This is a genomic window from Methylomonas rosea (genome assembly GCF_024505055.1).
Lineage (GTDB): Bacteria > Pseudomonadota > Gammaproteobacteria > Methylococcales > Methylomonadaceae > Methylomonas > Methylomonas rosea.
The window spans coordinates 33251-59128 of sequence record NZ_JANIBL010000008.1; the positions used below are offsets into that span (position 1 = coordinate 33251).

General features: G+C 48.9%; 17 protein-coding genes. 10 read left to right on the forward strand and 7 right to left on the reverse strand.

The window, feature by feature from the left end:
- Positions 1–259: 259 nt before the first annotated feature.
- The 5 genes from NP589_RS03990 (at position 260) to NP589_RS04010 (ending at position 10124) form a co-directional block, all read left to right on the forward strand.
- Positions 260–1738, forward strand: coding sequence for a toll/interleukin-1 receptor domain-containing protein (locus tag NP589_RS03990; RefSeq protein WP_256605812.1), 1479 nt, complete (start codon positions 260–262; stop codon positions 1736–1738).
- On the forward strand, positions 1738–5076 hold the full coding sequence (locus NP589_RS03995; RefSeq protein ID WP_256605813.1) for an ATP-binding protein: 3339 nt from the start codon (positions 1738–1740) through the stop codon (positions 5074–5076). Before NP589_RS03990 ends, NP589_RS03995 begins: the two co-directional genes overlap by 1 nt.
- Before the next feature lie 126 nt (positions 5077–5202).
- Complete coding sequence (locus NP589_RS04000) at positions 5203–7695, forward strand: patatin-like phospholipase family protein (protein ID WP_256605814.1); 2493 nt, start codon at positions 5203–5205, stop codon at positions 7693–7695.
- Positions 7696–7782: 87 nt separating this feature from the next.
- A complete protein-coding gene (locus NP589_RS04005) occupies positions 7783–9114 on the forward strand; it encodes a TIR domain-containing protein (RefSeq protein ID WP_256605815.1) in 1332 nt (443 codons plus the stop codon).
- Complete coding sequence (locus NP589_RS04010; RefSeq protein ID WP_256605816.1) at positions 9111–10124, forward strand: hypothetical protein; 1014 nt, start codon at positions 9111–9113, stop codon at positions 10122–10124. Before NP589_RS04005 ends, NP589_RS04010 begins: the two co-directional genes overlap by 4 nt.
- A gap of 352 nt (positions 10125–10476) precedes the next feature.
- Here the strand turns inward: NP589_RS04010 and NP589_RS04015 are convergent, their stop codons facing one another.
- Complete coding sequence (locus tag NP589_RS04015; RefSeq protein ID WP_256605817.1) at positions 10477–12873, reverse strand: TonB-dependent receptor plug domain-containing protein; 2397 nt, start codon at positions 12871–12873, stop codon at positions 10477–10479.
- 418 nt (positions 12874–13291) lie between these two features.
- On the opposite strand from NP589_RS04015, the gene NP589_RS04020 reads away from it, so the two are divergent.
- A complete protein-coding gene (locus NP589_RS04020) occupies positions 13292–13498 on the forward strand; it encodes a DUF1289 domain-containing protein (RefSeq protein ID WP_026604173.1) in 207 nt (68 codons plus the stop codon).
- A 101-nt stretch (positions 13499–13599) separates the two neighbouring features.
- Here NP589_RS04020 and NP589_RS04025 read toward each other — a convergent pair whose 3' ends face one another.
- Positions 13600–14160: a PEP-CTERM sorting domain-containing protein gene (locus NP589_RS04025; protein WP_256605818.1), complete on the reverse strand. Its 561-nt coding sequence runs from the start codon at positions 14158–14160 to the stop codon at positions 13600–13602.
- Between the two features lie 12 nt (positions 14161–14172).
- Entirely contained in the window at positions 14173–14631 is a 459-nt protein-coding gene (locus NP589_RS04030; protein WP_256605819.1) for a hypothetical protein, read from the reverse strand.
- 322 nt (positions 14632–14953) lie between these two features.
- Between NP589_RS04030 and NP589_RS04035 the strand changes: the two genes are divergently transcribed.
- The 4 genes from NP589_RS04035 to NP589_RS04050 all read left to right on the forward strand — a co-directional run bounded on the left by NP589_RS04035 (position 14954) and on the right by NP589_RS04050 (position 18474).
- Positions 14954–15916: a helix-turn-helix transcriptional regulator gene (locus tag NP589_RS04035; protein WP_256605820.1), complete on the forward strand. Its 963-nt coding sequence runs from the start codon at positions 14954–14956 to the stop codon at positions 15914–15916.
- 299 nt (positions 15917–16215) lie between these two features.
- The gene (locus tag NP589_RS04040) at positions 16216–17637 is read left to right on the forward strand and encodes an Nramp family divalent metal transporter (RefSeq protein WP_256605821.1); all 1422 of its coding nucleotides are present in this window, start codon (positions 16216–16218) and stop codon (positions 17635–17637) included.
- A gap of 230 nt (positions 17638–17867) precedes the next feature.
- Complete coding sequence (locus NP589_RS04045; protein ID WP_256605822.1) at positions 17868–18080, forward strand: hypothetical protein; 213 nt, start codon at positions 17868–17870, stop codon at positions 18078–18080.
- The gene (locus NP589_RS04050) at positions 18070–18474 is read left to right on the forward strand and encodes a PIN domain-containing protein (RefSeq protein WP_256605823.1); all 405 of its coding nucleotides are present in this window, start codon (positions 18070–18072) and stop codon (positions 18472–18474) included. Before NP589_RS04045 ends, NP589_RS04050 begins: the two co-directional genes overlap by 11 nt.
- A gap of 1129 nt (positions 18475–19603) precedes the next feature.
- Here the strand turns inward: NP589_RS04050 and NP589_RS04055 are convergent.
- From NP589_RS04055 to NP589_RS04070, 4 genes are all read right to left on the reverse strand, one after another.
- Positions 19604–22075: a TonB-dependent siderophore receptor gene (locus NP589_RS04055; RefSeq protein ID WP_256605824.1), complete on the reverse strand. Its 2472-nt coding sequence runs from the start codon at positions 22073–22075 to the stop codon at positions 19604–19606.
- Between the two features lie 356 nt (positions 22076–22431).
- A complete protein-coding gene (locus NP589_RS04060; protein WP_256605825.1) occupies positions 22432–23505 on the reverse strand; it encodes a FecR family protein in 1074 nt (357 codons plus the stop codon).
- Positions 23506–23573: 68 nt separating this feature from the next.
- On the reverse strand, positions 23574–24089 hold the full coding sequence (locus tag NP589_RS04065) for an RNA polymerase sigma factor (RefSeq protein ID WP_256605826.1): 516 nt from the start codon (positions 24087–24089) through the stop codon (positions 23574–23576).
- A 231-nt stretch (positions 24090–24320) separates the two neighbouring features.
- On the reverse strand, positions 24321–25244 hold the full coding sequence (locus tag NP589_RS04070) for a LysR substrate-binding domain-containing protein (RefSeq protein WP_256605827.1): 924 nt from the start codon (positions 25242–25244) through the stop codon (positions 24321–24323).
- Positions 25245–25878 lie beyond the last annotated feature (634 nt).

Consider the following 25878-nt stretch of genomic DNA (forward strand, 5'->3'; position numbering starts at 1 on the left):
CAATCGACCCAAAAGAGACTGTCATTTCTAAAATATTAATGTCAGCAATATGCCACATTGCTGCCTGCCAGAGTTTATGGAAGCAAGTATTTCGTTTCTGGCTTGAAAGTCCGTTGTTCCAGTACTTTTGTACTGCTACAAATGTAACGTTGAGTGATCTCGTGAATGATTACATAATTGAGTGTCGGTATTAAGTAAGCCTCAATTCACCCATGTTTTATCTAGCAGGCGAAGGTTAATCTACATTACGGAGTAATTTATGCCCGCATTCGTGCCGCAATGTCAATATGACGTTTTCATCAGTTACGCCCAGGTTGTAGCAAAGGAATGGATTCTGGGCTTTGTCGCTAAACTGCAAAAACATCTGGATGAAAATCTAGAAGGCACCGGAACAGCTTCAATTTTTTGGGATCGTGCTGAGTTGGATGGTGCCAGTAGTCTTACATCTGAAATCACGCAGGCGCTCAGCGGGACAGCGGCGCTGTTGATCGTCCTGTCGCGAGCTTACTTAAACCGGCCTTGGTGTAAATTGGAGCGTGAACAGTTCTTCAACGATTTAGGGAGGGGTGGCAAAAAAGCATTTGTAATGTTCATTGAAGACTTAAAAATAGAAGAACGTCCCCCGGAGATTGAGAAAATGGATGTCCTTGGCTTCCAGTTTTGGGAACCTCACCCAGCGAGTAGAAATAAAGAAATTAATTGGCCGTTACCGTTGGAAGGAACCAGCTTCGACGCCAGGATTCGTGAGTTAGCGAAGGCGATTGCAGAACACCTCTTTAATGTCAAAACTGAATACTCTAATGAAGTAAGGCCTAACGCGGCAGTTCGATCGAGACTAACGGACTCGAAAGTGTTCCTTGCCGACGGAATCTCAGGACCACCGGTAAAAGACCTAGAAGAAGCACGTAGTGCAGTTCGTAGCTGGCTAACAGATCAAGGCGCGGTGGTGCTTACCAATAATAACAATGCGTTGTATGAAGCTTTCTACAGTAACCGAACACAATGTGAAGCCAAAGTAGACAAGCTTCTCAATGAAGCTATTATCTTTGTGCAACTTCTTGGTAGGAAAGGTGACGACGAGGACTACGAATCCTGGCTCTGCAAACGCGCTATAGCTGCAGGTAAGATACCTGGAAAAGATCTGTTACTTTGGCGATCCCAATTGCTAACCTCGGACAGTATCAAGAGCGACACCCATCGCGCCTTGGTTTTCAGCGAACAATACCAAGTCATTTCCTGCGATCTTTCCGAGTTCCAACCCTTACTTGCAAAGCATATCGAGGACATTGACCGCAAAAGGGAAGCACAACGACGGCTTGATACACCTGTAGACGAGGGAGGAGTTACTCAGACAAACGAGGGATCAGTCACCGTTCTTATTGATTCAGAAGCGCAAGATGCCCTCCTTGTTAAGAATCTGAGGAAGCAATTGAGCCATTATAAGATTCAGTATGAGCCCGCAATGGATGCGCAGGATTTCTGCGATATGGTTCATTCGGGCAAATTCACTGGAGTCACATTCACATACGGAGATTGCCCTGAAGAATGGGCGAAAGAGAGATTCAAAGCCACTCGGCCATTCCGACTTGGAGATCGAACTGGGAATCGGCTTTGTATTGGCGTCTATCGAGATAATTCACCCCGAGACCTTCTAAGTACTAGTGGCATTGATGTAATAATTGATGGCGACACAAAGTCAATGAAACTGTTTGTGGGAAAACTCTTAGGGAGGAGGTAATGAACTCAGCTAATGGGAATATTACTGAACCGTATCCCGGGCTTAGGCCGTTCCAGCAGAACGAGGCCGCACTGTTCTTTGGGCGGGAGAACCAAATCGACGAGATGCTCTCACGGCTTGAGACCCACCGGGATTTTCGGTTTCTTGCGGTGCTTGGTGCCAGTGGAAGCGGAAAATCGTCACTAGTCAGAGCTGGTTTATTACCAGCATTAGATCAGGGTTTCTTACTGGATGCACCAGCTAAATGGAAATTCGTGACAGCACGTCCCGGCGGTGCTCCGCTGCAAAATCTTGCCAATGCCTGGATCGACACATTTTATCCTCAGATGTCTCTGTCGGACGAAGGCGAGTCCGTAAGGTATGAGTTCGCGTCCGCGCAGTTTAGATCCGGGCCACTTGGTCTAGTGCGGGCTTACCGCGGCGAAAAGGAGGCCCAAGGAGGCGGTGTTCTGATTCTCATTGATCAGTTTGAAGAATTGTTTCGGTTTGCTAGCAGGGATCAAACCGGTCGGTCTACGACAAACTCACTTCAGGCCAAATCGCTAGATGAAAACAATACGACTGACAAAGCTTTAATTGCAGAACAACAACGCAACGAAGCCGCCGCGTTTGTGGAACTGTTGTTAACCGCTGCTAGGCAGGCTGACGTGCCGATTTATATTGTGATCACCATGCGATCTGATTTCTTAGGATACTGTGATGCCTTCTTGGGGTTGCCTGAAGCCGTCAGCCTTAGCCAGTACCTGACACCCCGCATGACGCGACCACAATTGGCGGAAGCGATCAGGCGACCGCTGGAATTACCGCAGTTCGTCGCCAATATTGACGAAACCTTGGTTAATCAAATACTCAACGACGTTGGCACCGATCCAGACCAACTCCCTTTGATGCAACATGTGTTGATGAGAACTTGGTGCGAAGCCCAGAAACGAATCGAGTGTAAAAAGGTAACCACAGAATCGGAGTTAGACATCAATCAGGATGTTTTTCTCAGCACAGAGAATAAACTGATCCTTGATGACTACAAAAATGCGAAGCAACTTTCCGGTGCCTTATCGGAACATCTGAATGAAGTATTGGAATCGCTGGAGAGTGAACAAGATCGGCAAATTGCCAGGGCGCTTTTTATTTGCTTAAGTGATAAACCCTCCCAGGGGCCACTGACACGACGCATAGTAAAACTCGGCGAGGTTGCTTCTGTGGTTAACGCTGAGATTGATGCGGTAATTAGAGTGGTAAACGTCTTTCAGAAAGAAGGAAACAACTTCATTATGGCCTCGCCACACGGAGACTTAACTGCAGAATCGGAGTTAGATATAAGTCATGAAACTCTTCTCCGTCAATGGGATGAGGCAAAGAAATGGCTCGCGCAAGAAGCCGAAGCGGCTCGGCAATACAGACGACTCGTCGATAAGGTCGAGCAAAATGTAAAAATTCTTGCGGATATCGAGCTGGTTCAGGCCTTGGATTGGAGCAGGACTCCTCGTACTCTCGCTTGGGCGATGCGTTACGACAACGCGCAAACACCCGAGCAGAGCATGCTGCCAGCTTGTTTGAACTTGATCAAAAAAAGCAAGTTGGAAGATGAGTTTGCGCATAAATTTCGCACTGTATCGGTCATTTTCTTTCTTCTCTTACTGGGGTTATTTATTCGTGCCCAATTAGAATTTGATCACAAAGATATGATAGATGAGTACCAATTGTTGCACGTTAAAGACAAACTACGGGACAAACGAATTTTGGTTTTCCCAAAAGATAGTTTTATAGATATAAAAAACGTTATTGTTGAGACGGAGGAGCGATTTAAACCCATTTTTTCCAGAAGCGATTTGCGTGGTGTCGATAACGCCGGGCAACTCGCCAAAGAAATTACTCGGATTATAAAAAAATCTGAAGGCGACAAATCAGGGAAGTACGATACTTTACACTTAGAAAAGGCGTTAGAAACGAAGATTATTAAGTTACATGACGCAATTATTATAAATAATTCGAATTCATCGGAACAAAATACAAATCCCGAATTGAGATCGAAAAGTGGGCTTGGACAGCTTTCAAGGAAAGTCCACGATAGTTTTAAGAAAAAAAACATTGAGCCGCCACAGCCAATTTATGCCTTCAAAAAGGATAGCATTATCAAAGATCCGCCGGGTTTAACGGAAAGTTTGGAGAAAAGCGGTATTGTATTCGTATCTGATGAGGACATAGAGTTAATAAGTAATGAGGGATATGATCTGGTTGATATTTATGCCTTGCCTGAAATGATTGAAGTCGTTAAACCGCTCTTTAATCTGAATAATACTGTGGTAAAAAGCCTTTTAGAAATTCCTATTCTTAGCGAGAATTTCCTGAAAAATCCGCAGATTTTGGTGAGTGGTCACAAAGTAGTGCATGTACTTTTATTTGTGATATCTGGTTTAGTGCTTGTTTGGGTTGTAAAAATAGGTTGGCACTGGTTAGTGTTTGAGATTTTCCAATCACCCCGGGCTATATCTGTTTTCTCTTTCACATTGCCACTTTTAGGCTTGATTTTATTGAGTGTCGGATTGTTAAGCTTTGTTCGAGCTGATCGTGCAGAAGCGTCGATTCTAATATTCGGGGTTCCAGTCGGAACGCTGTTATTCCTGTTGACCCCGGTCGACAGGCTGGTTGGGCCATCTTGGGAAAATCGCGTCAAAGAAGTTCAAGTCTTTCTCCTGAGGCTTTACGGTAGTTATACATTAATAGGAAGTCTATGGCTGTTTTCAGAAAATAAATCCAACTGGAATCCAGGCCTGCTGCTAGTAGATAATCCGGTGGCGTTGTTAATCTTGGCATTTACTTTATTTATTCTGAGTAAGAAAAAATGCGCCTTGGACAAAGAAACCCTTGTCCTCCCGGCCGACCAAAGTGGCTACCATAGGTCCCAGGCTTTTGTTAACTCACAAATTAGGCTCTACAGCGACCGTGCAATCAGTATATCGTCGTTTTATTTCTTTGGTTGGGGGGTTCCGGCCGGTGTAATGATGTTTAGTAACCTTTGGCGCGTCGGACGGAAGCGAGCGGCATTTATTGGTCTCATCGTCCCGTTCATATTATACGTCTTGGCTAGCGGCTATAGCATGATACTTACCCTCAGTGAGCAGGCAGGTGAATTTGAGATAGTACCACTATGGATTACGGCGTTTTTGATCACTCCATATGTTAGTTATTGGGGGTGGCGCCAGTTAAGCGGGGAAGAAATAAGGCAGGCTCTCAAGCATAAAACTGCTCTTCAACCGCTTTGGAAAGTATTATTTGTTCTGATTTCGGTCAGTTTCTTGGGGTGGGTCTTGTTCTTTTATGTGTTTGGAATTTTGTAAACCTAACTTTTGAACTTAATGGTAGTAGGCACGAGCTTACATCCGTAAAGCGTTAAATATGGGTTAAGAGCATAATTTGGTAAATTCAAAAATAACCATCTTTTCATTCAGAATAGGGAGTACGAAATGTCTGATCCAAAAGACTTAACAGCCGACCAACTTGCCGCGCATGAACTTCTGACCGAGTTGCGCACAAGAATTACCACTCAGCCTTTGCCTTATCAGTACGGCATCGAAGCAAGCGCCCTAAAAAGTATTTATTCGGTATTTGAATTTGCAAGGGCTTCGATAAAGAAATACCCAGGATGTCAGAAATTTGCCTCTTTGGTAGCCGATACTCTCAACCTGGAATTGCGTCCTTTAACTGCCAAATGGCATCGTCCATACGAAGAAGGGCAACTCAACTCCCGTGATGGGGCCGACGAGTTCAGGGCTGATTTAGAGGGCGTGCAGGTAAAGCTTCGAGTATTCGCAGATCAACTCCACCAATTGGCTTATGGCAAACCTTCAGCAGATCAACTAACACCACCCCCTTTTGATTCGGCGATTCTCGATCCGTTATTTGAAGATATTCCTTTTGGTATACATCAGAAACTCGCTAAATTGGACGCTAGCATGATCGAGGCTATCAACAATGACGAAAAGCGGGAAATAAATGAACGGCGAGGTAAACAGGCAAGCGATAACAGCGATGTGACCAACGCAGTGGGACTGGCATTGTCGGGTGGTGGAATTCGCTCCGCTACATTTGGGTTTGGCGTTGTTCAAGTCTTGGCTGAACGCGGAATGCTCGAACAGGTCGATGTTCTTTCCACGGTTTCCGGCGGCGGTTACACTGGCAGTTTTCTGACTCGCCGACTGGGTGAGGGCGCTGATTTTACCGAGATGGCGTGGCCTCATGGGCCTGATCCCGAACCGATCCGTTTCATACGACAAAATGCCAAATTCCTAGCGGCTCGCAATGCACGGGAAAACTGGGAAACGGTTGCTACGACGGTCGCCGGCATGGTACTAAATTGGACCGCGCCGCTGTTTATTATTGCATTGTTATCAATTGTGGCCGTGTTGCTAAGCCAGTTCGCTACAGATTCGAAAGTGCTCAGCATCTCCGTAATTTTTCCGGTGCTAACCACCCTGACCGGTTTGGCCTTTGTTGCCTATGGATGGTCGCTACGCCGCTCGGGCATAAGCCCCAAGATGGCGGGTCAAGCGCTTTGGTGGCTAACATTGCTGACTTTGGGCTGCGGCGCGCTCTGGCTCGTCAAGATGGGTCATGACGAGTTAGCGAAGTTTGATGCTAACAGCTGGAAGATAACAGGGCTAGCCGGTGTAATGGGTGTGCTTACAACAATTGCACCGTCCATCATGGAGTTCTTCCCCTTATTAAAGAACCCCAAATTCAAAATCATCGCTTCAAAGCTTTTTCTCGTGTTAGCTGGCCTTATTGCACCAGCAATCGGTCTCGCCGCATTCTATATTTTCTGGTTGCTTGGCGAGCCGGCATTCGACGCGGGTTTTTGGCTCCTAGCAGGTATCGCAGGCGGCTTGGGATTTATCGCTTTTTTTGTCCTCGACATCAACCTAACAGCACCTCATAGGTTTTATCGAGACAAACTAGCCAGAACCTTTATCCATAAAACCGACGATGAAACGGCAACTGTCGAACTAACAAAGATTAATCCAAATAAAAAGGCTCCATATCATCTCATCAACACGACAGTAAACCTTCCAACCAGCGAGTCTCCAGCTCTGCGAGACCGCCGATCAGATTTCTTCTTGTTCTCTAAGCACTGGATAGGTTCCACAACCACCGGGTATGCTAAAACAGATCAGTGGCGAGCCAGTGGCAACCCTGTGGATTTAGCAACAGCCATTGCAGTGTCAGGCGCAGCGCTTTCCTCACATATGGGCTTGGGATCCAAACCCTTCCTCACAGCCATTCTGACTCTACTCAACTTGCGTTTGGGATATTGGATAAAGAAACCCGACAACGGCGCCGGTGAGCAACACCCCGGCTTCCGTTGCTTGCTCCGCGAAATGATCGCCAGCCCCATGTCCGAGAAGGAAGACTGGTTTAATCTGTCTGACGGCGGCCACATCGAAAACATGGCAGTTTACGAACTGCTTCGGCGTCGCGCAAAATACATTATTTGCGTCGATGGGGAAGCCGATCCAAATTTTGCCTTTGAAGGTTTACTAACCCTTGTTCGCCATGCCCAGATTGACTTTGGTGTAGAAATCAGACCTGAACTGAGCGGCTTGCGTCCTGACCCAAAAACCGGCCTCAGTAAGACTCACTCGCATTTATGTCGCATTAGATATCCAGGTCCTAGCCCCGATACTACCGCCGGTTGGGGCTTGTTACTTTATATAAAGCTTTCGGTCACCGGAAATGAATCCGAACTCATCAAGCGTTATCGGACCAACAATCCCGAATTTCCGCATCAAACCACGCTGGATCAATTTTTTGACGAAGAGCAATTTGAAGCTTACCGACAGCTAGGAGTTCACGTGACGGAAGGTCTATTCTCTAAGGCCTTGCTGAATAACGGCCCTTGTCCCACCTCGATCGAGGACTGGTTCAGAAAAATGGGACAAAATCTGCTGCTTCCCGACTAGAAGGCTGCCGCATCTTACCAGCGGCAACCGATGCTGATAATACTGGGTTGATCAGCATAGTCACTTAATTGCAAAAGGATATCTGCTATGAATATTCCTGAAATCTTTGTTCTGTGGCACCCATCCTGTCCCCTAGGAGAGATTTTCGCCCGCAGGATAAACTCATGGCTTAGGCCTGGAAATGGACTTGGGCCACAAGTCTATTATAGAAGTCTGCCAGCACCAGGCGCACCCAAGAACGGTTTACCCCCGCCTCTGCATGGCGAATATCGTACACCGACACAAATCGGTGAAGAAAGCGCCTCAACTAAGATTACGAATTTGCAGATTGTTATTGCTCTGGTGGACGAACACATGGTGTCAGACCCAACATGGCGTCATTGGCTATCACAATTGCGCACACAAGGATCGTCCAAGCGCCGAGCCATAATACCTGTAGCGCTTGATGCTACTGCCTACAATACCCCAAATGAACTTCGCGAACTTAATTTTCTACGCCCAGCTGGATTGCCTTTAACTAACCTAAATGATTTGTTGGTTGCATATGAAAAACATCGTCTCAACCAAAAAACCTCCTTAGAGGAGCATCAGCAGGCTGAGACAGTTGATTCAGTGGTGCGTTCGCTTTTAAAACAACTGACGGAAACCTTGACCCGTTTATTGTTGCCGCGTTCAAAAAATGAAGTAATACCTTCACAACTAAATGCAGTTGACATAGCTCCTCCAAAGGTATCAATATTTCTCAGTCACGCAAAAGCAGACGGGCGAGTGCCGGCTCAAAGATTGCGTGATTATATATACAGCCAAACACAGATGGCAGCGTTCTTCGACGAAAACGACATTGCCATTAGCTCTGTTTTTTCAAAGGTTCTTAACTATAGCCTTGATTCACCAACAACTGCGGCGATGATTGCAGTTAGAAGCGCTCGTTATGCAGAGCGTCCGTGGTGTCGAAGGGAAGTTTCGCTGTTCCGTAAACCTCAAAAAGTTGATAATCTATCGGTCGGCGTCGGAACAAATGAACAATGGCGCTTACATCCATTGATAGTTGTAGAGGCGATGGATGATGGTTGCAAGTCTTTAGGTGTGCCAGAGTTTGGAAACGCGCCGACAGTGCGTTGGAGTACTGATATTCCTGACATCGAGGAACAGATTGTAACTCGGGTTATTCGAGACGCCTTGTTAGGGACTTATCATTCTGCTCTGGCCGCTTCAATTCCTGCAGAACCGGGAAAGCTTCGGCTTATTCTTAACTGGTTGCCGGATCCGACAACGCTCCTCCATGTAATCCGAAACCATCCCGATCAGGAATTACAAATCATCTATCCTGGCCAAGGTCTTGCTGGTGCGGAACTAGACATTCTATACGAGTTTTTTCCACAGATTTGGTTTTATTCATTCGAGGAGATACTATCATGAGTGACAAATTACGTACTCGGACGAATATTAATAAGGTTATTGCCCTAAGCATATCTTGGCAACGTGAAAACTTATTGGCAAGAGGTTTAGGATTGGAGCATCTGCGAGATTTACTTTTGCAACTGGCAAGGCCAATTTTAAGAACAGGGGCATCCCTAGCCTATGCTGGGAACTGGTTAGAAGATGAAGGAAACTTTACGTTTGATCTGTTGCGCCTGATCAGTGCCGAACAAGAGGATAACAGCTTAGGCGGCCCTGATACTAATATTCAGTTGGGGCTACTGTATAATCATTCTGCATGGCCCCACTACCTGAAAGTTACAGCCCGAATTGAAGCCCAGTGGATCAATTGTTGTCGTATTGTTCGCATAACGCAACAAATGGCAGGTATATGCGATCCAGATTTTGTACCAGATCAGGAAGCAACCACTGAGTCAGCAAGATCGAAATTCAATGGCGCAATATGTTTGAGCGCCATGCGTCGGTTAACCATGTCGCCTTTGGTGCTTGATATTCCAGATGCACCTTCAATCCTAATTCCAGCAATAGAAGCTCGAATAATTATGGGTGGGAAAGTCGAAGGATTTTCTGGTTTCATGCCCGGTTTATTCGAGGAGGCCCTGGTGACCTTAGAACACAATAAACCGCTGTTTATTCTTGGAGGCTTTGGTGGTGGTGCCCAGATTTTAGCTGACGGAATACTACGCTCTTCAGGGAATTATCCCTCGGAATTGGGTTTAGAGTGGCATAAAGAAAAATCTATGAATTTTGCCCGTTTTCTGGATGAAACCAAAAATTTCAATTTGCCAACAAACGTAGACTCGTCTGAGCGAGCATTCAAAAAATTGGTTAATTATTTAGATAAAGCCAACTCCGATGTTGTTAGTACCCTTAACACAGGGTTAAGTACTGAAGATGCAATTCAGCTTCTCACCACTTCAAATCCACATCAAGCTGTGAAACTGGTCCGTAAAGGTTTAATCGCGTTAGGGCTTTTACCGAGTGCCTGATATTGCTATGGCACTTACATGATCGCACCAGCTTGATAAGTAGCCGATCTTGACTAAAGTACAACTCATTGATTTTTTTTTAATATTGATACCGGTTGAAATTTGACCATCCAAGCAATATGCCCCCGTTGAATGGCAGCTTATTGCATCTAGCCGACATTGAGCGCAAAGCATTGAATGTCGCTTTTTGGCCGATATTTGCCCTAACCTAAAGTTATGTCACCAAGATATGTCACCCGTTCAGGCAGAAAACCCGGCATTTTTCAATCATTGTGTCAAAACCTACCTTGGTCTTGACACAACAATGAAATAGCTTTGATCAACCAATTTTTACTAATTTTGGCAATCGACATTAGAACTTGATCGTCAAACCCACAAACGCCGAGCGCCCCATACCGGCAATATTTCTGCCCCAGGGCACTGTAACATTGGCCGGCGCAGTTGGATTCATGCCGTAGCGGTCTCCCAAATACGCGCCAGCCAGGGGGTGGTAATACTGCTTATCCAGCACGTTATCCAAACCCACATCAAAACGCACTTTGCCCCACTCGTAGCCGGTTCGGGCATTTAACAGGATATAAGCCGCAGTCTCGGTCTCGTTGCGGATGGCCTGCACATCGTCCTTGCCGTCGACAAATTGCATTTCTATGGCGCTTTGCCAAGTGCTCAGGCGATGATCCAAACTCAGTTTCATGTTAAACGGCATGATGTGATAGAGATTGCCGCCGTCCATGCGCTCGCCGCGCACATAACTCATCGTGGTATGGGCCGCAAACTCACCGACGGTTTGGTCTTTATAAATCCGCGCTCGACCGGACACATCCATGCCCCACAATCTGGCGTCGTGATTGGCATATTGCAGATAGACGAAAGTGTTAGTGGCGGTTTGCGGTGTGGCTTTGCAACCGCTGGCTGCTGCATTCGAGGCGCTAACGCAGCGGTCGGCGTCGATGAAGTTGTTCACGTAGGTGAAATACGGGGTGACATTCATTTCCCACAGATTGTTTTTCGGCTCGTGAAACGCGGCAGTCAAGCTGACGGTGTGTGCGGTTTCCTCGGTCAAGTCCATATTACCAACGTAGCCGTTGCCGTCGCCATGCCAGCCTATCATGGCCATATCCATATTGCGTGCGCCCCAGACATAGCGCTCGTATAAGTTGGGGGCACGGTTTTTCCGCGCGTAACCCAGTTCGTATTGGCTCATATCATTGGGGGTGAATTGCACTAGGGCAGTGACGTCGAAGGTGTCGTTGCTGCGCTCGCGGTCGCGGGCATTGAAGGCATTAGCGGCGTTTAGGGCGGTAATCGCCCCGGCTCTATCCACCGTACGTGCCGGACCGGTGTTGATTAAATCGGGGTTATATGGCTGGACGTTGCCGGTGTTGGTAGTGGTGTGGTCGTAGCGTAGACCCAACAAGCTGCGCCATTTGGCGTCCCAATTGGCTTCCCATTCGCCAAAAAATCCTACCCGGTCGCGCTCGCCATTGTTGATGTTCAGATAGGCTTCAGGGGCCATCATCCAGTAAGCAAGGCGCGCATCGAGGTTGTTGGCGGCAATGCTGGTATTGGTGTGTACCGCCGGCCAGTAATCGTTGATTTTATTGCTGTGATATTCGTTGCCGACACGAAATGTGTCGCGCTTATTGAACGGAATTTCTGCTTGGAGTTTATAACCCAGGTTACGGCCGCGGGTTTCCATCGGCATTTGATCGTTGGGCGACGCAAATGTGCCGCCGCTGGCGGTGCCGTCCAGAAACTGGCTATGTTTGTCCTCACCAATATCCATGCTGTGCTGCGTGCTTTCGAAATAGAATTTGCTCTCCAGCGAACCCCAATCGAAACTGCCTTTGTGCATGATGTTGCCGAAGATGCTGTCGTTATTGGTCAAGTCCATCCGCTGATTCGGAAAACCTTGAAACGGGATATGCTGCTGCCCGCCACGGATCACCACCAAATGTTTATCGGATTTAAAGGACAAAGCCGCCGAATGGTTTTGATTTTCGTAAGCGGTGGATTTGACGATCTGGCCGTTGCCGTCGTTGTAATTCATGCTTTCGGTGTGCGAACCGGTGTAGTCCAGCCGCACGTTTTGCGTTGCCACGCCGGCGGCGATGCTGCCACCAAAGGCGTCGCCGTTGCTGCGGTAAAACGACGAGACGCTGCCATCCAACAAAATATCCTTGCCCGGCTCCGCAAACACCGGATCGGGTGTTTGTACCGAAATCGTGCCGCCGATGCTGTCTCCGCCCAAACTCACCGGCGTCACCCCGGTCAAGATGGTGATCTTGCCGATATTGCTGCGGTCGATATACGACAACGGCGGATTCATGTGGTTGGCGCAAGCCGAAGTCAAGGTCATGCCGTTGATGTCGATCTTCACCCGGTCGTCGTTCAGGCCATGGATCACCGGCAAACTGGATACGCCGCCGGCACCGTATAAACTCACCCCCGGCGTGTCCTCCAGCAGTTTGGCGGTATCGCTGACTGCCGCGCGTTTGCTGGTGAGAATATCCGCTTCCATGTCCGAAGCATTTAATGCCTTTACCCCAGGAAACTTGTCGGTGACGATGATTTTTTCCAAAACCACATCGCCGCTCAATGTATCCGGGATCTCCTCATCGGCGTTAACCACCGTAGTAAAACCGAAAAGCACACCAGTGCCCAGCAAGCAAAGCAGTCCAAGTTCTGTTTTTGCTGAAGTGTGAGCATGCCGGACCTTTTGCTGATTGTCTGCGCAGATTTTTTTCATAGTTCGCCTTTCGAAAGTCAAAAATAAATCAATTTGCTATTGCTCAGAGCAACGATCATTAAGGCTTTTCCGCCCTTGAAACGATCAAAAAAGCTGGAATTCTCTGAAGTCATGAAACAGTTTTAAGATCGACTCAGGCCGTAGGCCTCAGCTGCTCAATTAGCTATAACAAATTAAAGCGAACTATATTGTAATATTAGAATTATTTAATTCAAGTTATTGAACTATGTCATTTAACTGAATAGTTGATGAATTTCAATCTGTTACCTTGTAATGACGAAAATTATCAAAGCAGCGTCAGCAGCAATTTGCCAAACGTCAGAATCGAAAGACCCGAAGTAGGCGTTAAGTTTTGCGGTAACTCGCTGCCGCAACTTACAATAATCATCATTTAGCCATTAACCTTCGAGAACACTCTATGAAATATCAACCTTGTATCGACCAATGCACATCCGAAGGCACCCACTGCGAAGGTTGCGGCAGATCGCACCAGGAAATCACCGACACCAAAAAACTGGTGACCTCGGTCGTGGAGTTTATCCGGGAGCATGACTACGAAAACCCCGAAGACTTTGTAGAGCGCATTAGCAAAAGCATTTTGAAAAAGCTGCAAAAACCCGCCTGACAGTTGCAAATTGATCGCGATCCACTTCGTCAAACCGATCAATAACTAAAAAAACGCCCTTAGCGGGCGTTTTTGCTATACAGGCTTATTGCAACTGACAATCAAGCTTTACGCTTCTTCATACCAACAAACCCCGCCAGCACCGATCCAAACAACCAGACCGCGCCAGGCACCGGCACGGCGGCCGGTGTCACGGACACCAATTCGTAGCTATAAGAGGTCGCATTGGCGGCTTTATCGAATACCGCGCCGCCGAAACCGCCAAAACCCATGCCACTGTAATAATCAAAGCCGGTGGTGCCGAAGTAGTTGGTTGCGATCAGTTCCTGTTGAGCACCATGAATCTCGTCACCCAGATACGGGCTGCCGAGGTTGTAAACCATCGCCGACAAATCGGCCAAGTTGTGAGTAAACGCTGCGACGATAGAGTTACCCGAGAACGATAAAGAAAATGCCGATATTTCATTGAAATTCATACCAAAATTCGCGCTTCCCACGTTAATCTGCCCTGAGTTATTGGCGTCATTGACGGTAAAACTACCGGAAATAGTCGCCCCGTCGTCGAAACCGGTTTGCACAAAATTGTAAACCGCCGCGTTAGCGCCGGGTGTCAATAGCACGGCAGCGACTGCCAAGGCCAGCTTTAAAGAATTAGTTGTCATGATAAGCAAACCTTATTGCGCGGGCGTGGAGGGAAGGAACGGGGAGAAACGGGTACCGGCGGAAGTGCCCAGCAAGCCGAAATTATTGGTCCATTGCCCGATAAACGATTGTTTGTCCGGGGTAAATTGCAAATCAAAGAATGATTGTACGGTGACATTAGGCGCCGGCGAGAAATCTAATTGCGCGACGGCCGAGCAATCGGTGTTCATGGTGGCGGTGCCGCTGACCGGGCCGGCGAAACCCGGCGTGATCACTCCACTTTGCGTGGTAGTGAACGCGCAGGAACCGCCAACTACGCCATTCAGAACAGTAATTTCACAACGTCCGGTATGCAGATTAGCCAGAGCTACGCTGTTTTGATATAGAACATAACTGCCGTTCAAATTCGCGGCACTACAACCTGGCGCGGCTTGAATTTGGCTAGACAGCCCTAGCGTGGCGGCGAGCAATAGATATTTAAGGTTTTTCATCGTGTCCTCTCGAAGATCTTGATAGTTATTTTGTGATTGGTGAATTACCCCCTAACCATTCCTGCAGAATCCGATTCCGCACCAGCTAAGATTTAAATAGGGAGGCGACCCAAAAAATAACACTCAATCCTTATGCCACAGACTTAATAAAACATATAAAACAAGAAGATATGAAGACATGTCCGTTCAATTGGTCCGGTAAAGCAGGCCATTTCAAACTGATTTATGATAAAAGTTAGTGTTATGTCACAAATTATTGTAAAAGTAAGTCGTATGCCCAACCGAGGTGGGCAATCCCTCCAGGCCAAGGAATCTTCAGGACATGACTGACACAAAAAAGGCGGGATACAAAAGGTTGAACAGTGACGAACTGACTATGCAGCCCATTCCGCAGCAACATTGCTGGCATCAATCCTTACCCGCTCAGCTCGGCGTGGGTAGATCGCTGATTTTTCAGCTCGATCCCTCCCTAAGTTACATAGAAACGACCTATCAACCGCTGCACGATCTGGTGATCACCAGCAAAATCGATTTCGGCGAACCACGTCTGGTAGTAACTCTTGGAATAACCGGTCACACCCGCTTCATCGACAGCGAGAAGCATGAGCTGACATTCAGCGAAGGCAATACCACGATTACCAGTTTCGACAGCAGTAGCGGCGAACGCCAGTACCAAGCGAATAAGCCCATAAAGCAATTGCGTTTTTCAATCGGCAAAGGCTGGATGGACCGCTATTTGGGTGAAAATGAATCGGCGTGTTTCTTCCGGAAAAATGCCTTACAACTTTTAAGCTGCCGGCCAAGCCATAGTCAAAGTGTGATTGCTGCCCGGCAATTGCTCGGCTGCGACCTCAGTGCCCCTTTAGCACCGCTAACCCTAAACGGCCATGTCATGACCATACTGGCTAACGAACTTAGCGCACTCTGCCGACCTGAAAAATACGGCTATTCCAGATTCGATCAAGCCAGCCGGCACATGGCTGACCAAGCCAGAGAGATCCTCGAACTGCATTACCAAGATCCTCCATCGCTGGAAAACCTGGCAAAAACCCTAGGCATCACCCCATTCAAGTTAAAAAATCTGTTCCAACATTATTTTAATAACACCCCTCACGGCGTAGTGACCGAGATCAGGATGCAGCATGCCTATCGCGCACTGGCGTCAACTCGGCAACCTATCAGTTTGGTGGCGGAGATGGTGGGTTACAGACATGCAAGTAACTTCAGTCTGGCTTTTAGTAAATATTTTGGCGTATCGCCCAAACAAATTTCCAAGAAACGTTAAAAAACACTGCCTTCCCACAAATCGAGAGCCCACCTGTAACCATCAGTGCATCGTTAAGCGGATTCCTGATTATAAAGCTGCTTCAGCAACAACGTCGTTCCGGCATGGATTGCCGGAATCCAGACTACATGGATGTATTCGACGCTTGCCATCCTTGGCTCCTGGATCTCGGCAATCCATGCCGAGATGACGATTCTTGATATGGCTTAAGCACCTTTTATAATCAGGAGAGGATTTGCCAAAACCGGGCAAATTTGCGCATATGACGGCTTTTTCAACAGCGGCTTGCTTTTTTCAATATGAACAACACCGACTTGCACTCCCTCCCCCGTCACAATGTCCCCGCTTTCCCCGGCTGGTGGGCGGCACTTGGGCCTGGCGTGGTGTGGATGGCGTTGGCGCAAGGCAGTGGCGAGCTGATCTGGTGGCCCTATATGATTGCCAAATACGGCCTGACCTTTTTGTGGCTGCTGGTGCCGGCCTGTTTACTGCAATATCCCTTGAACCTGGAAATCGGTCGCTACACGATGTTGACGGGCGAAAGTATCTTCCACGGATTTATCCGCTTGCATCGCGGCTTCGGTATTTTCCTGTGGCTACTGATGACGGTGTCGTTTTTGTGGTTCGGCGCCTTTGCCTCGGCTGGCGGCACCGCGATGGCGGAACTGACGCATTGGCCGACAGACTGGACCCAGCGCGGCCAAAGCCTGTTTTGGGGCTATGCCTCGATTGCGGTGTTCGTCACCGCTATTCTGGCCAGCGGCGTGGTTTACACGCTGATAGAACGTTTCATGAAACTGGTCGCGGTGGTCACCGTGGTCGGTTTATTGTCGGCCTGCCTGCAAAGCGATGTACTCAAGGCCCTGCCGACGTTTAGCCAAGGCCTGCTCGGGCCGGTCGGCGAGATGCCCCGCCCTTGGGACAGCGGCGACGCCAGCAAACTATTAACCGCGATTACGTTTGCCGGCCTCGGCGGCTTCTGGATCTTGTTTTATTCCTACTGGTTGCGCGACAAAGGTGCCGGCATGGCCGGCTTGGTGGGCCGCATTACTGGATTGGGCGGCGCGGAAGAAGCGGTGTTGAGCGATGGCTTTCTACCGGCTGACGAGCCAGAAAGCGCGAAAAACTGGTCCACTTGGCGGCGCTTTTTAAGCGCGGATATTTTGGTCGGGATTATCGGCAACCTGTTCACCACGCTGATGACCTGTTTGCTGGCTTATGCCCTGCTGTTCCCCAAGGGCTTACTGCCGCAGGAATACGAATTGGCGGTGGTGCAAAGCCAGTTTTTTGCGGTAAGTTGGGGCGAAATCGGCCGGTTACTGTTTTTAGTGGTCGCAGCGGCCTTCTTAACCGACACCTGGCTAGCCACTGCCGACGCGGTGAGCCGCATCCAGACCGACATCGTCTTGACCTTGTTCCCGAAAAGCCGCCGTCTGCCGGCCCGGCGCTGGTATTACATCTTTTTGGGCTTGCTGACCGTCATCACCTCGCTAACCATGCAACTCGACGCCCCCGGCCCGCTGATCCTCACCAGCGCCATCATCGGCTTTGTCGGCACCATCATGTTTCCGGTGGCGCTTTATTTGATCAACCACAAAATGCTGCCGCCGCATTTGCCGGCATGGGCCAGACCCAAAGGCAGGCCCTGGCTGTTGGGTTTGAGCTTTGTGGTGTATTTACTGCTGGCAGTGTTGTATTTAAAGGCCAGCTTTAAACTTTGACTGCAATTCGGTTAGGGCCTAACATCCGTAGCAGCTTCACAACAGCTCTAAACCAGTATAGTAAATTCGTAAGAAGCACATTGGATTGATGCGCAGTTGCCACCCATCATGACAACATTACTTCCGTTACCAGACAAAGTCATTTGACCAACAACGTCGAGGTTTGTAACATCAAGCAGCCTTGGTAGAATCGAGTTTAACGCCAAATAGTCTTCGGGAGGACTTTAGTTATGCAAGTCGTAGAATTTGAAGCAGATGCAAAAGGCCGGATGATTGAAATTCCCATACAGTTTACTGCCTTTGCCTCCAAGCACCTTAAAATCAAATTATCGATAGAGGAAGCAGCGGATTCAACCTCGACAAAACCCGCCAAACGACTTTCCGCACTATCTATCGATACACGCTCGTTTCAATTTGATCGCGAAGACGCAAATGCCCGATAGGTATTTTCTTGATACCGATATCTTGATCTACGCCTACTCAAACAGCGAGCCGCACAAGGCAGACATCGCCAATTCAATGCTGTTTGAAGGCGAATCTATCATTTCCTCGCAAGTCATCAATGAATTTTCCAACATTTGCCTAAAAAAACTAAAGCTAAAGGAAAATGCTGTTATTGGCGCTATCCATGAAATTACCAGCGTCACCCATGTAGTTGGCTTCTCTTTAGCCACTCAGCTAAGAGCCCTACAGTTATGCGAAGTACATTGTTTTTCCTATTACGATGCGTTAATTGCCAGCACCGCGCTGGAAAACCACTGCCCGATTCTTTACAGCGAAGACATGCAAAACAATCAGTTGATCGACAACCAGTTGCGAATTGTTAACCCTTTTTAAGTCTGGGACTCGTTGCATTCCCCCTGCCTTTGCGCGATTGACAACAGGATCACCTTCCGTCTAACAATGTTTTCTACCCCGATCAAAACACCGTGACGGCGTGAGCGTAGGCTCATGACTTGGAACAAGGTTTCATGATCCTGGCAGACATCCCCAGAGCGGTAGTTACCGTCCTGATACTACACCAGCGCTACAGTATTTATATCGGGCAAATACCTTATTCTGCAAAGAACTCTCACCAATGGCGTGTCGATAGTTCGCGTCATTCATGGCGCCAGGGATTTACGCAACGTGATCTAGTCGCCGATGCACATTGGTATTCCGCTTCGGCTTTTAGCCTCGTGCGCAAGTCATTCAGACTGGCGCACAAAGTTTTTCGCTATCCTCGCCAGGCTTTGAAGCTTGCGAGTGAACCTGCATAAGCTTACGAATTGAGCTCAAAGCCTCGCGGGCAAGGCAATTAAGCCTGCGCACTTGGTGTTTTGCTATCCTCGCTAGGCGTTTGAGCTTGGGCCCTAGCCTCCATAGCCATGCGAATCAAGCTCAAAGCCTTGCGGGCAAGGCAACTAAGTTCGCGCACGCGGTCATTTGCTATCCTCGCCAGGCATTTAAGCTTGGGAGCGAACTACTACAGCATTCCGAATCAGGCTAAAAGCCTTGCAGCCATGGTATTTTGGTTTACCCCCAAGCCTACGAAGCTTTCGCAAATAGCAAAATACTCTTACCGGCAGGCTATAAGGCTTGATGTCGATCTGTCCCCGCGAACATTCGGGCCCGACATTGCCCAACTGTCAAGAACTTGGCAGGAATGACTTGCTGTAAACAAGATGGGGGTCGGCTGCATGGACCGGTGGCTGCTCCTGCAATATCTGCATTCCTCACATCCCTGTGAGTCATAAAGCAGATAGGGCAAGACTGGGAGCGATTGCGGATACGACAGGAAAACCAAGTCAAAAACCGTTCCGCCACCAACCCACCGCGACAGCGAAAGACCGCAGCCAATAACATCTCCAGCAAGCCATCGATAATGCAAGATCAACGTTACCAATAATATCAAACACCATGAATATTGGGGGCGTTGCCTCAACCTATGCGAGCGTAACTTACGTGGTAAGAACTTCAGTCAAATTTAAAACTCCACTTTTACAGTACCTAAAAAAGTCCGAGGTGCCGCCGGCATAATAAAGTTTGAATTCGATGTGTTGTAGTAATGCTTATCCAATAAATTATCCGCGTTTAATTGAGCCGTTACGGTCGATGGTCCCATTTTCCAACTATAGCCGGTCATTAGCGCCAACGTTGCATAACCCGGTAGTTGGTAACTGTTGGCATTGTCGCCTTCGACTTCGCCGCGAATATTCGATCCGGCTCCGAATTTCCAACCTTGCAAATCACCTTCCTGAATCTCATAGGTAGCCCACAGATTCCCGCCGTGGCGCGGCACACCAAAATAGCGTTTCCCCTCGTTGCCTCGATCATCCGCACCGCCAGTGTCCTTGGTAACGCGCGAGTTTGTGTACGAATAATTGCCGATCAGTTTTAGGCCGGAGTAAACTTCACCCGCAATGTCAACCTCCAAGCCGTCGTTATTCACCTCTCCAGTGGTTACTGAAAAACCGAGGCTTCGATAATAAGGATCGGGATCGGGCGATTGGATATTCTGCTTGGTTAAATCGAACCAGGCGACACTGCCTGTCAAGCGTTTGTCGAAGAGTTCATATTTCAAGCCAATTTCTTTCTGTTCCGCTGTTTGTGGTTTTAGCGCACCGCCATTCCTGTTACGACTATAGAGATTAACCCCACCAAAATTTTCCACGTAATTTGCATAGAAACTTAACTCAGGTAGGGCTTGCCAAAGCAAGCCAACGCGAGGTTTGATCGCAGTTTCGTCCAGTTGGTTACTGCCACTATAACCACCGCTTGAAAGATCACTCATTGTCGCCATGTCGTAACGAAACCCGCCGAGTATCTGTAGCCCGTAAGGCAGTTTAATTTGATCTTGTAAATACAAGCCGTGCCAGTCTTCGTTGATCTGGTATCTGTCCAACGATGCATTCGACGGCACAGCCCCGTCGATCCCGGTATAAAGGGGGTGATAAATGTCCAAGGCATTCAAACTCCAGGACCGCGCATCGCCGCTATCCGCTGCCATGTTCATGAAATCCCAGCCCAACATTAACGTATGACCAAGCGGGCCGGTTTGAAATTTTCCGGTCAGATTAAGCGAGGTATAAAACTGTTGACCGCTCCAATTATTCTTCATGGCTCCCCGAGCAACCTGACAGGACGACGCCGTGCATGGGTCTGTCAAGCCTCCCCAAAATGTCACGAATGGCGTCCGCATTGGGGCTGCATAGTTATAGGCATTGAAGTTTTGGCTCAGGGTCCAATTGTCATTGAACGCATGCGACCAGTTGAAGCCCAGCCAAGTGGCGTCCGACTCCTGTTGTCCCGATCCGGGCTCGCTCAAATTCCGGCTGATCGGTAGGTTTGGAACTTGTCCATTTACAATGGGAATCCCATTGTCGTAAGTGTCATTACTGTGTTTATACTCTAATTCGAAAGTTGCCTGGGTCTGATCACTAATCTTCCATTGCAGTTTCGGGGCGAAAAATACGCGATCATTTTTTACAAAATCCCGAAACGAATTCGCGTCTTCATAGGCGAAGTTCATCCGATATAACCAACTCTTGTCTTGCGTAACCGGTCCCGTTGCATCAACTGTCGTCCGGTAAAAATCGTACGAACCGAATTGCTGTTGCAGCGAATAGAAAGGGGTGGCTAATGGCTGCTTGGTCACTACATTCACCATGCCGCCCGGTTCGATGCGGCCGTATAAAATTGATGCAGGTCCTTTCAACACTTCGATGCGTTCTAAATTCGCGGTTTCGCGAAAGCCATCTGTCAACCAAGACGGATTGGTTCTAACGCCGTCTCGATAGTAGTCGTAGGTTCTAAATCCGCGAATCACGAACGGGGTTTGCTGGTGACCGTCTTGAGCCGTTGCGAATACACCGCTGACGTTTTGCAAGGCTTTATCAATGCGCACCACTTGTTGATCTTTCATCACCTGCTTCGGCACCACCTGCACCGAAAACGGTGTTTCGATAATCGGCGTATCCGTCTTCGTCGCCGTCGTAGCGTTCGGCAAACTGTAATCCGGATTATAAGGATCGGTGGCATCATAAACCGCCTTGCCAACCACTTGCACCGCCGGCATGGTCTGCGGCCCCAGATTGTTGTGCAGTTCCGCCGCCCGCGGCTGCAAGGTGATAGCCCCCTCCCCGGTCGTCACGCCTTGCAACGGCGCGTCTCCCAATAAAATCCTGATCGCTTCGTCGGCGGTGTAGTCGCCTTGCACTGGGCGGCTGCGCAGGTTGTCGGCAATGTCGGTGCCGTACATCAGTTGTTGCTGGCTTTGCCTGCCGAACATCAGTAAGGCTTGATTCAGCGATTGGGCGGGGATATCGAAATGGTGTTTGTTGCCGGCGGCATCGCCAAGGGCGGTTTGCGAGATCAGCGCCGCGAGCAAGGCGGCTTTGGCGGCATGGCGCCGGCCCTTGCCGGCTGAGAAAGGTTTGCAATGCTTTGCGTTGGACATGGATTCTCCTGTTTCGGTCTGGTTACACGGCAGCATTTAGGCTGGTGTTAGTTAAGACGGAAACTTTTTGAAAACCCACATCAGGCGATCAGGGAATTTTTTTATCGGGGGAAATTGGCAATGCCAAATTGAGATGGTGATATTTATTCGGGGCGGTGTTTGCTTGACTAGTTTAGGATAAATCCCCTCGATCCCCTGTATGCCCCTTGTGGGTACTTTTTCAAAGGGGGAAGTGAACGTCGCCCAGGCTCGGATTCGATGGTTTTATTGCCCCTCTTTGAAAAAGAGGGGCCAGGGGAGATTTTTTAGATAAATCCCCCTCAATCCCCCTTTTTCAAAGGGGGAAGTAACAGCGCCTAGCGCAGCACGACCAAATACGGCGTGACGCTGACAATCTGCAGCTCCGGCACGGCAGCTTTTAAACTGGCAAGCGCTTGATCCAACGCATCCAGCCGAAACAGGCCGCTGATCCGTTTGTCGGCCAGCGCCGTATTCAGCAACACCACTCGTCCGGGCCGGTATTGATTGATTTGCGCGACGGCTTGGTGTAGCGGCAAGCCATCGAATTGCAAATAACCCTCGCGCCAAAGCGCCATGCTTTCCGGCCGGCTTACGGCTTGCAAGGCGATATTGTTGACGCCGATCAGTGCGGATTGGCCGGCGGTCAGCCGTTCGCGGTGCCTCTGGGCATCCAATATTTCGACGATGCCTTCGACGAGTTCGACCTGGGTTTGCGCAGACTGGCGCTGGACGCTGAAAGCGGTACCGATTGCCCGGACTTCGCTGCCGGCGCTGCTGACCACAAACGGTCTTTGCGCATTTTTAGCCACGTCGAAAAAGGCCTCGCCCGACAACAACTCCACCCGGCGCACGTTATCGTCGAAATGAATCGCCAGCGCGGTGGCAGTGTTGAGCATTACTCGCGAGCCGTCTGCCAAGGTTATGGTGCGTTGCTCGCCCTTGCCGGTAAGATAATCAGCCCGCCAGAATGCCGGTGGATACAACATCGTCAACGTGAGCGCCAGCAGTGCGCAGCAGGCTACCGCCACACTCAGGGACCTGCTGCGGCGACGGGTTCTGGTTGTGACGCGGCCTTTAAGACTGCGAAGGCCGTCATTCCCGCTCAGGCGGGAATCCGCCGCGCCAACCGGACTGCTTGCGAGTAGATCAGCATCGTGCGCCTGCCGACCTCCCTCGCGCGGTAAGGGCTGCGCACCGGGTATGCCGCGGCGACCACGCAGTTGCCCCAAGCCCGCCCACAGTTTTTCGGCGCGTTGCCATGCTTGTTCGTGAGCGCTGTCAGCGGCCCGCCAGGCATTCAGTTCTTGCCGCGCAGACTGAGAAAACTCACCGGAATGCAATTGGCTTAACCAAGCGCAAGCCTGCTCCAGCAAACGCTCGGCATCGTCTGGCATCGGTTCGGTGGACATGGTCAATTCCTGCTTGAGCGGTGGGGGAGATATATCATAGACGAGGCCCTTGGCCTAAACCACAGTCGCTATTGGAATTCATCCAGGGTTTTAGCGCAATGCACCAGTGCCTTTTTGATATTTTCTTCCACGGTGCGGATGGAGATGTTCAGGGTTTCGGCAATTTCACGCTGCTTCAAGCCCTCGAAGCGGTTTAGATAAAAAATCCGCTGACACAAAGGGGACAAACTATTCATACCCTCGATAAGCCGGTCCAAATCCTGCTCTCCCAAAATCACAGTCTCCGCGCACCGCGAGTCTTCGGCTTCGGGCGGCGCGTCATCCGGCCATGCGACTATTGCCGCATTCCGCACGGTCTGACTGCGATAGTGATCGATTACTAAATTTTGCGCGGTGCGAAACAGATAAGCTTTCAGATTGCCGACGCCGCTCAAGTCCTCGCTACGACATAAGCGCACAAAAGCTTCCTGGCAAATGTCGGCGGCGGTTTCCCGGCAGCGCAGGCGCGAATATAGCACGGCCTCCAGTTCGCCGTGGCAACTGACGTATAACTCCTGTAGCGACTGATGGGCTTGAAAAGTCATGCCGTCTTAATGGTTTACGTATCGAGGCTTAAACCAAAAATTGCCAGCAAATTTAGAGCCGGACGAAGAATTTTCTGCGCAATCAAGCCACTAGCAGACTGGCAAGCAGCCAAACCGGGCAGCTTTTTATTAAACTATGTTAAATAATTCAGGCCGATACCTGATCTCACGCACATCCGCGGCACACAAGCCTCAGGGACTGGCGCTGGGAGTCATCGTCCGCCCATATTATCAAGCGTCAAAGCCTTCGCCTCTTTCCCGACTTTTCCGCGCAGCTTCCGCCAGCAATTCGTCGATAAAATAACGGCAGTAATTGGGTACGTACAATTGCTTCAGATACGCAATTTTGGTGGTGGAACTGGGTATCAAGCCGGACAGGTCTATGGCAAGCAGATCGCTATCCTTGACTGCTTCGTATGCCGTGCCGGCAATAATCCCGACGCCCATTCCCAAGCGCACATAGGTTTTAATCACGTCGGAATCGGCCGCCGCCAACGTAATATCCAGCGGCAAATGCGCGTTATAAAAGGCTTTTTCTATGGTTGTTCGGCCGGTAAAGCCTGGGGTGTAAGTCAGAATCGGCTGGGCCGATAAGCGTTGCAGGCTTATTTCGCCTTCCGCCAGCGGATTGCCGAGTGGAACCACGGCGACGTGATGCCATTGATAACAGGGCTTGACCACTAATTTGTCGTCTTCATCCAGTTTTTCGGTGCAGATGGCGATGTCGGCCTGATGCCGGTGTAACAAGTTAATCAGATTATCCGGCGACGATTGCACCATGTAGATTTTAATGCCCGGATATTTGCGCCGAAACCGACCTATCGGTTCGGGTAGTAAATATTTGGCCTGGGTATGAGTGGTGGCGATCCGCAAAGTACCGTTACTATTCTCCAGAAAGTCGTCGGCAATCAGTTGGATATTTTTTTTTGCCTGATTGATTAAATCAACTTCTTCCATGATCTTTTCGCCCAAAGGCGTCAGACCGGTGAGTTTTTTCCCTTGTCTGACAAACAGCGGCGAGCCCACTTCTATTTCAAACAACTGGAGTTGCCGACTAACCGCCGATTGCACCACGTGCATTTTTTCTGCGGCTTTACTCAAATTGAAATCGGTTTCCTGCAAAACTCGCAGCAATTCCAATTGATTAAGATTCATAGGCTTGCTCCTAAAAAAATTTCGGGATTCAAAGCAAAATTTTATTACTAACCTATACTGTAATTCGACGTTGCGATGAGAATCTATTCTTTCGATATAAAAATCACATTATATCGTTTTATTTTAGAGGTTCCGTTCATTAACATGACAAATCGACCAGGTGATTTCGTCGGCTTTTGTTAGTGAGAGGCAGACCTCCTCCTAGCGACAGGGATGTTTTGATGGCGGGTTGCATAAACCCGCCATTTTTTTCGCCGCTAGTCTAGCCACAATAGCGTTCCTGATTAGCAAGATGCGTCAGCTAAACCAAAAAAGTCCGTCATGCTCGCCGTAATACCCAAAGGGCACAAGAGCCAGTGCCATGGATGGCGAGCTTCGAGCTATCCATGCAGTCTGGATTTCGGCAATCCCTGCCGAAATGACGACTTACGCGACGTACCTTTGAATTAGCTGAAGCAATTTACTAATCAGGATAGCGTTAATAAATCGCTGCTTAAGTCCTGCGTGCGGCTGAGGACGAACGGTTAATCTTGGCATTGTCTATTCCTTCGACAAAGATTTTCCTGATGGTAACTTCTGACTGGATTCCCGCATGCGCGGGAATGACGAATTTGCAGCCGCAAAAAAATGATAA

Bases quoted from the DNA above. Each gene is read 5' to 3' on its own strand.
- NP589_RS04045 (WP_256605822.1), top strand. From the start codon at position 17,868: ATGCAAGTCGTAGAATTTGAAGCAGATGCAAAAGGCCGGATGATTGAA.
- NP589_RS04060 (WP_256605825.1), bottom strand. From the start codon at position 23,505: ATGTCCACCGAACCGATGCCAGACGATGCCGAGCGTTTGCTGGAGCAG.
- NP589_RS04035 (WP_256605820.1), top strand. From the start codon at position 14,954: ATGACTGACACAAAAAAGGCGGGATACAAAAGGTTGAACAGTGACGAA.
- NP589_RS04065 (WP_256605826.1), bottom strand. From the start codon at position 24,089: ATGACTTTTCAAGCCCATCAGTCGCTACAGGAGTTATACGTCAGTTGC.
- NP589_RS04040 (WP_256605821.1), top strand. From the start codon at position 16,216: ATGAACAACACCGACTTGCACTCCCTCCCCCGTCACAATGTCCCCGCT.
- NP589_RS04020 (WP_026604173.1), top strand. From the start codon at position 13,292: ATGAAATATCAACCTTGTATCGACCAATGCACATCCGAAGGCACCCAC.
- NP589_RS04005 (WP_256605815.1), top strand. From the start codon at position 7,783: ATGAATATTCCTGAAATCTTTGTTCTGTGGCACCCATCCTGTCCCCTA.
- NP589_RS04010 (WP_256605816.1), top strand. From the start codon at position 9,111: ATGAGTGACAAATTACGTACTCGGACGAATATTAATAAGGTTATTGCC.
- NP589_RS04000 (WP_256605814.1), top strand. From the start codon at position 5,203: ATGTCTGATCCAAAAGACTTAACAGCCGACCAACTTGCCGCGCATGAA.
- NP589_RS04030 (WP_256605819.1), bottom strand. From the start codon at position 14,631: ATGAAAAACCTTAAATATCTATTGCTCGCCGCCACGCTAGGGCTGTCT.
- NP589_RS03990 (WP_256605812.1), top strand. From the start codon at position 260: ATGCCCGCATTCGTGCCGCAATGTCAATATGACGTTTTCATCAGTTAC.
- NP589_RS04015 (WP_256605817.1), bottom strand. From the start codon at position 12,873: ATGAAAAAAATCTGCGCAGACAATCAGCAAAAGGTCCGGCATGCTCAC.
- NP589_RS03995 (WP_256605813.1), top strand. From the start codon at position 1,738: ATGAACTCAGCTAATGGGAATATTACTGAACCGTATCCCGGGCTTAGG.
- NP589_RS04070 (WP_256605827.1), bottom strand. From the start codon at position 25,244: ATGAATCTTAATCAATTGGAATTGCTGCGAGTTTTGCAGGAAACCGAT.
- NP589_RS04025 (WP_256605818.1), bottom strand. From the start codon at position 14,160: ATGACAACTAATTCTTTAAAGCTGGCCTTGGCAGTCGCTGCCGTGCTA.
- NP589_RS04055 (WP_256605824.1), bottom strand. From the start codon at position 22,075: ATGTCCAACGCAAAGCATTGCAAACCTTTCTCAGCCGGCAAGGGCCGG.
- NP589_RS04050 (WP_256605823.1), top strand. From the start codon at position 18,070: ATGCCCGATAGGTATTTTCTTGATACCGATATCTTGATCTACGCCTAC.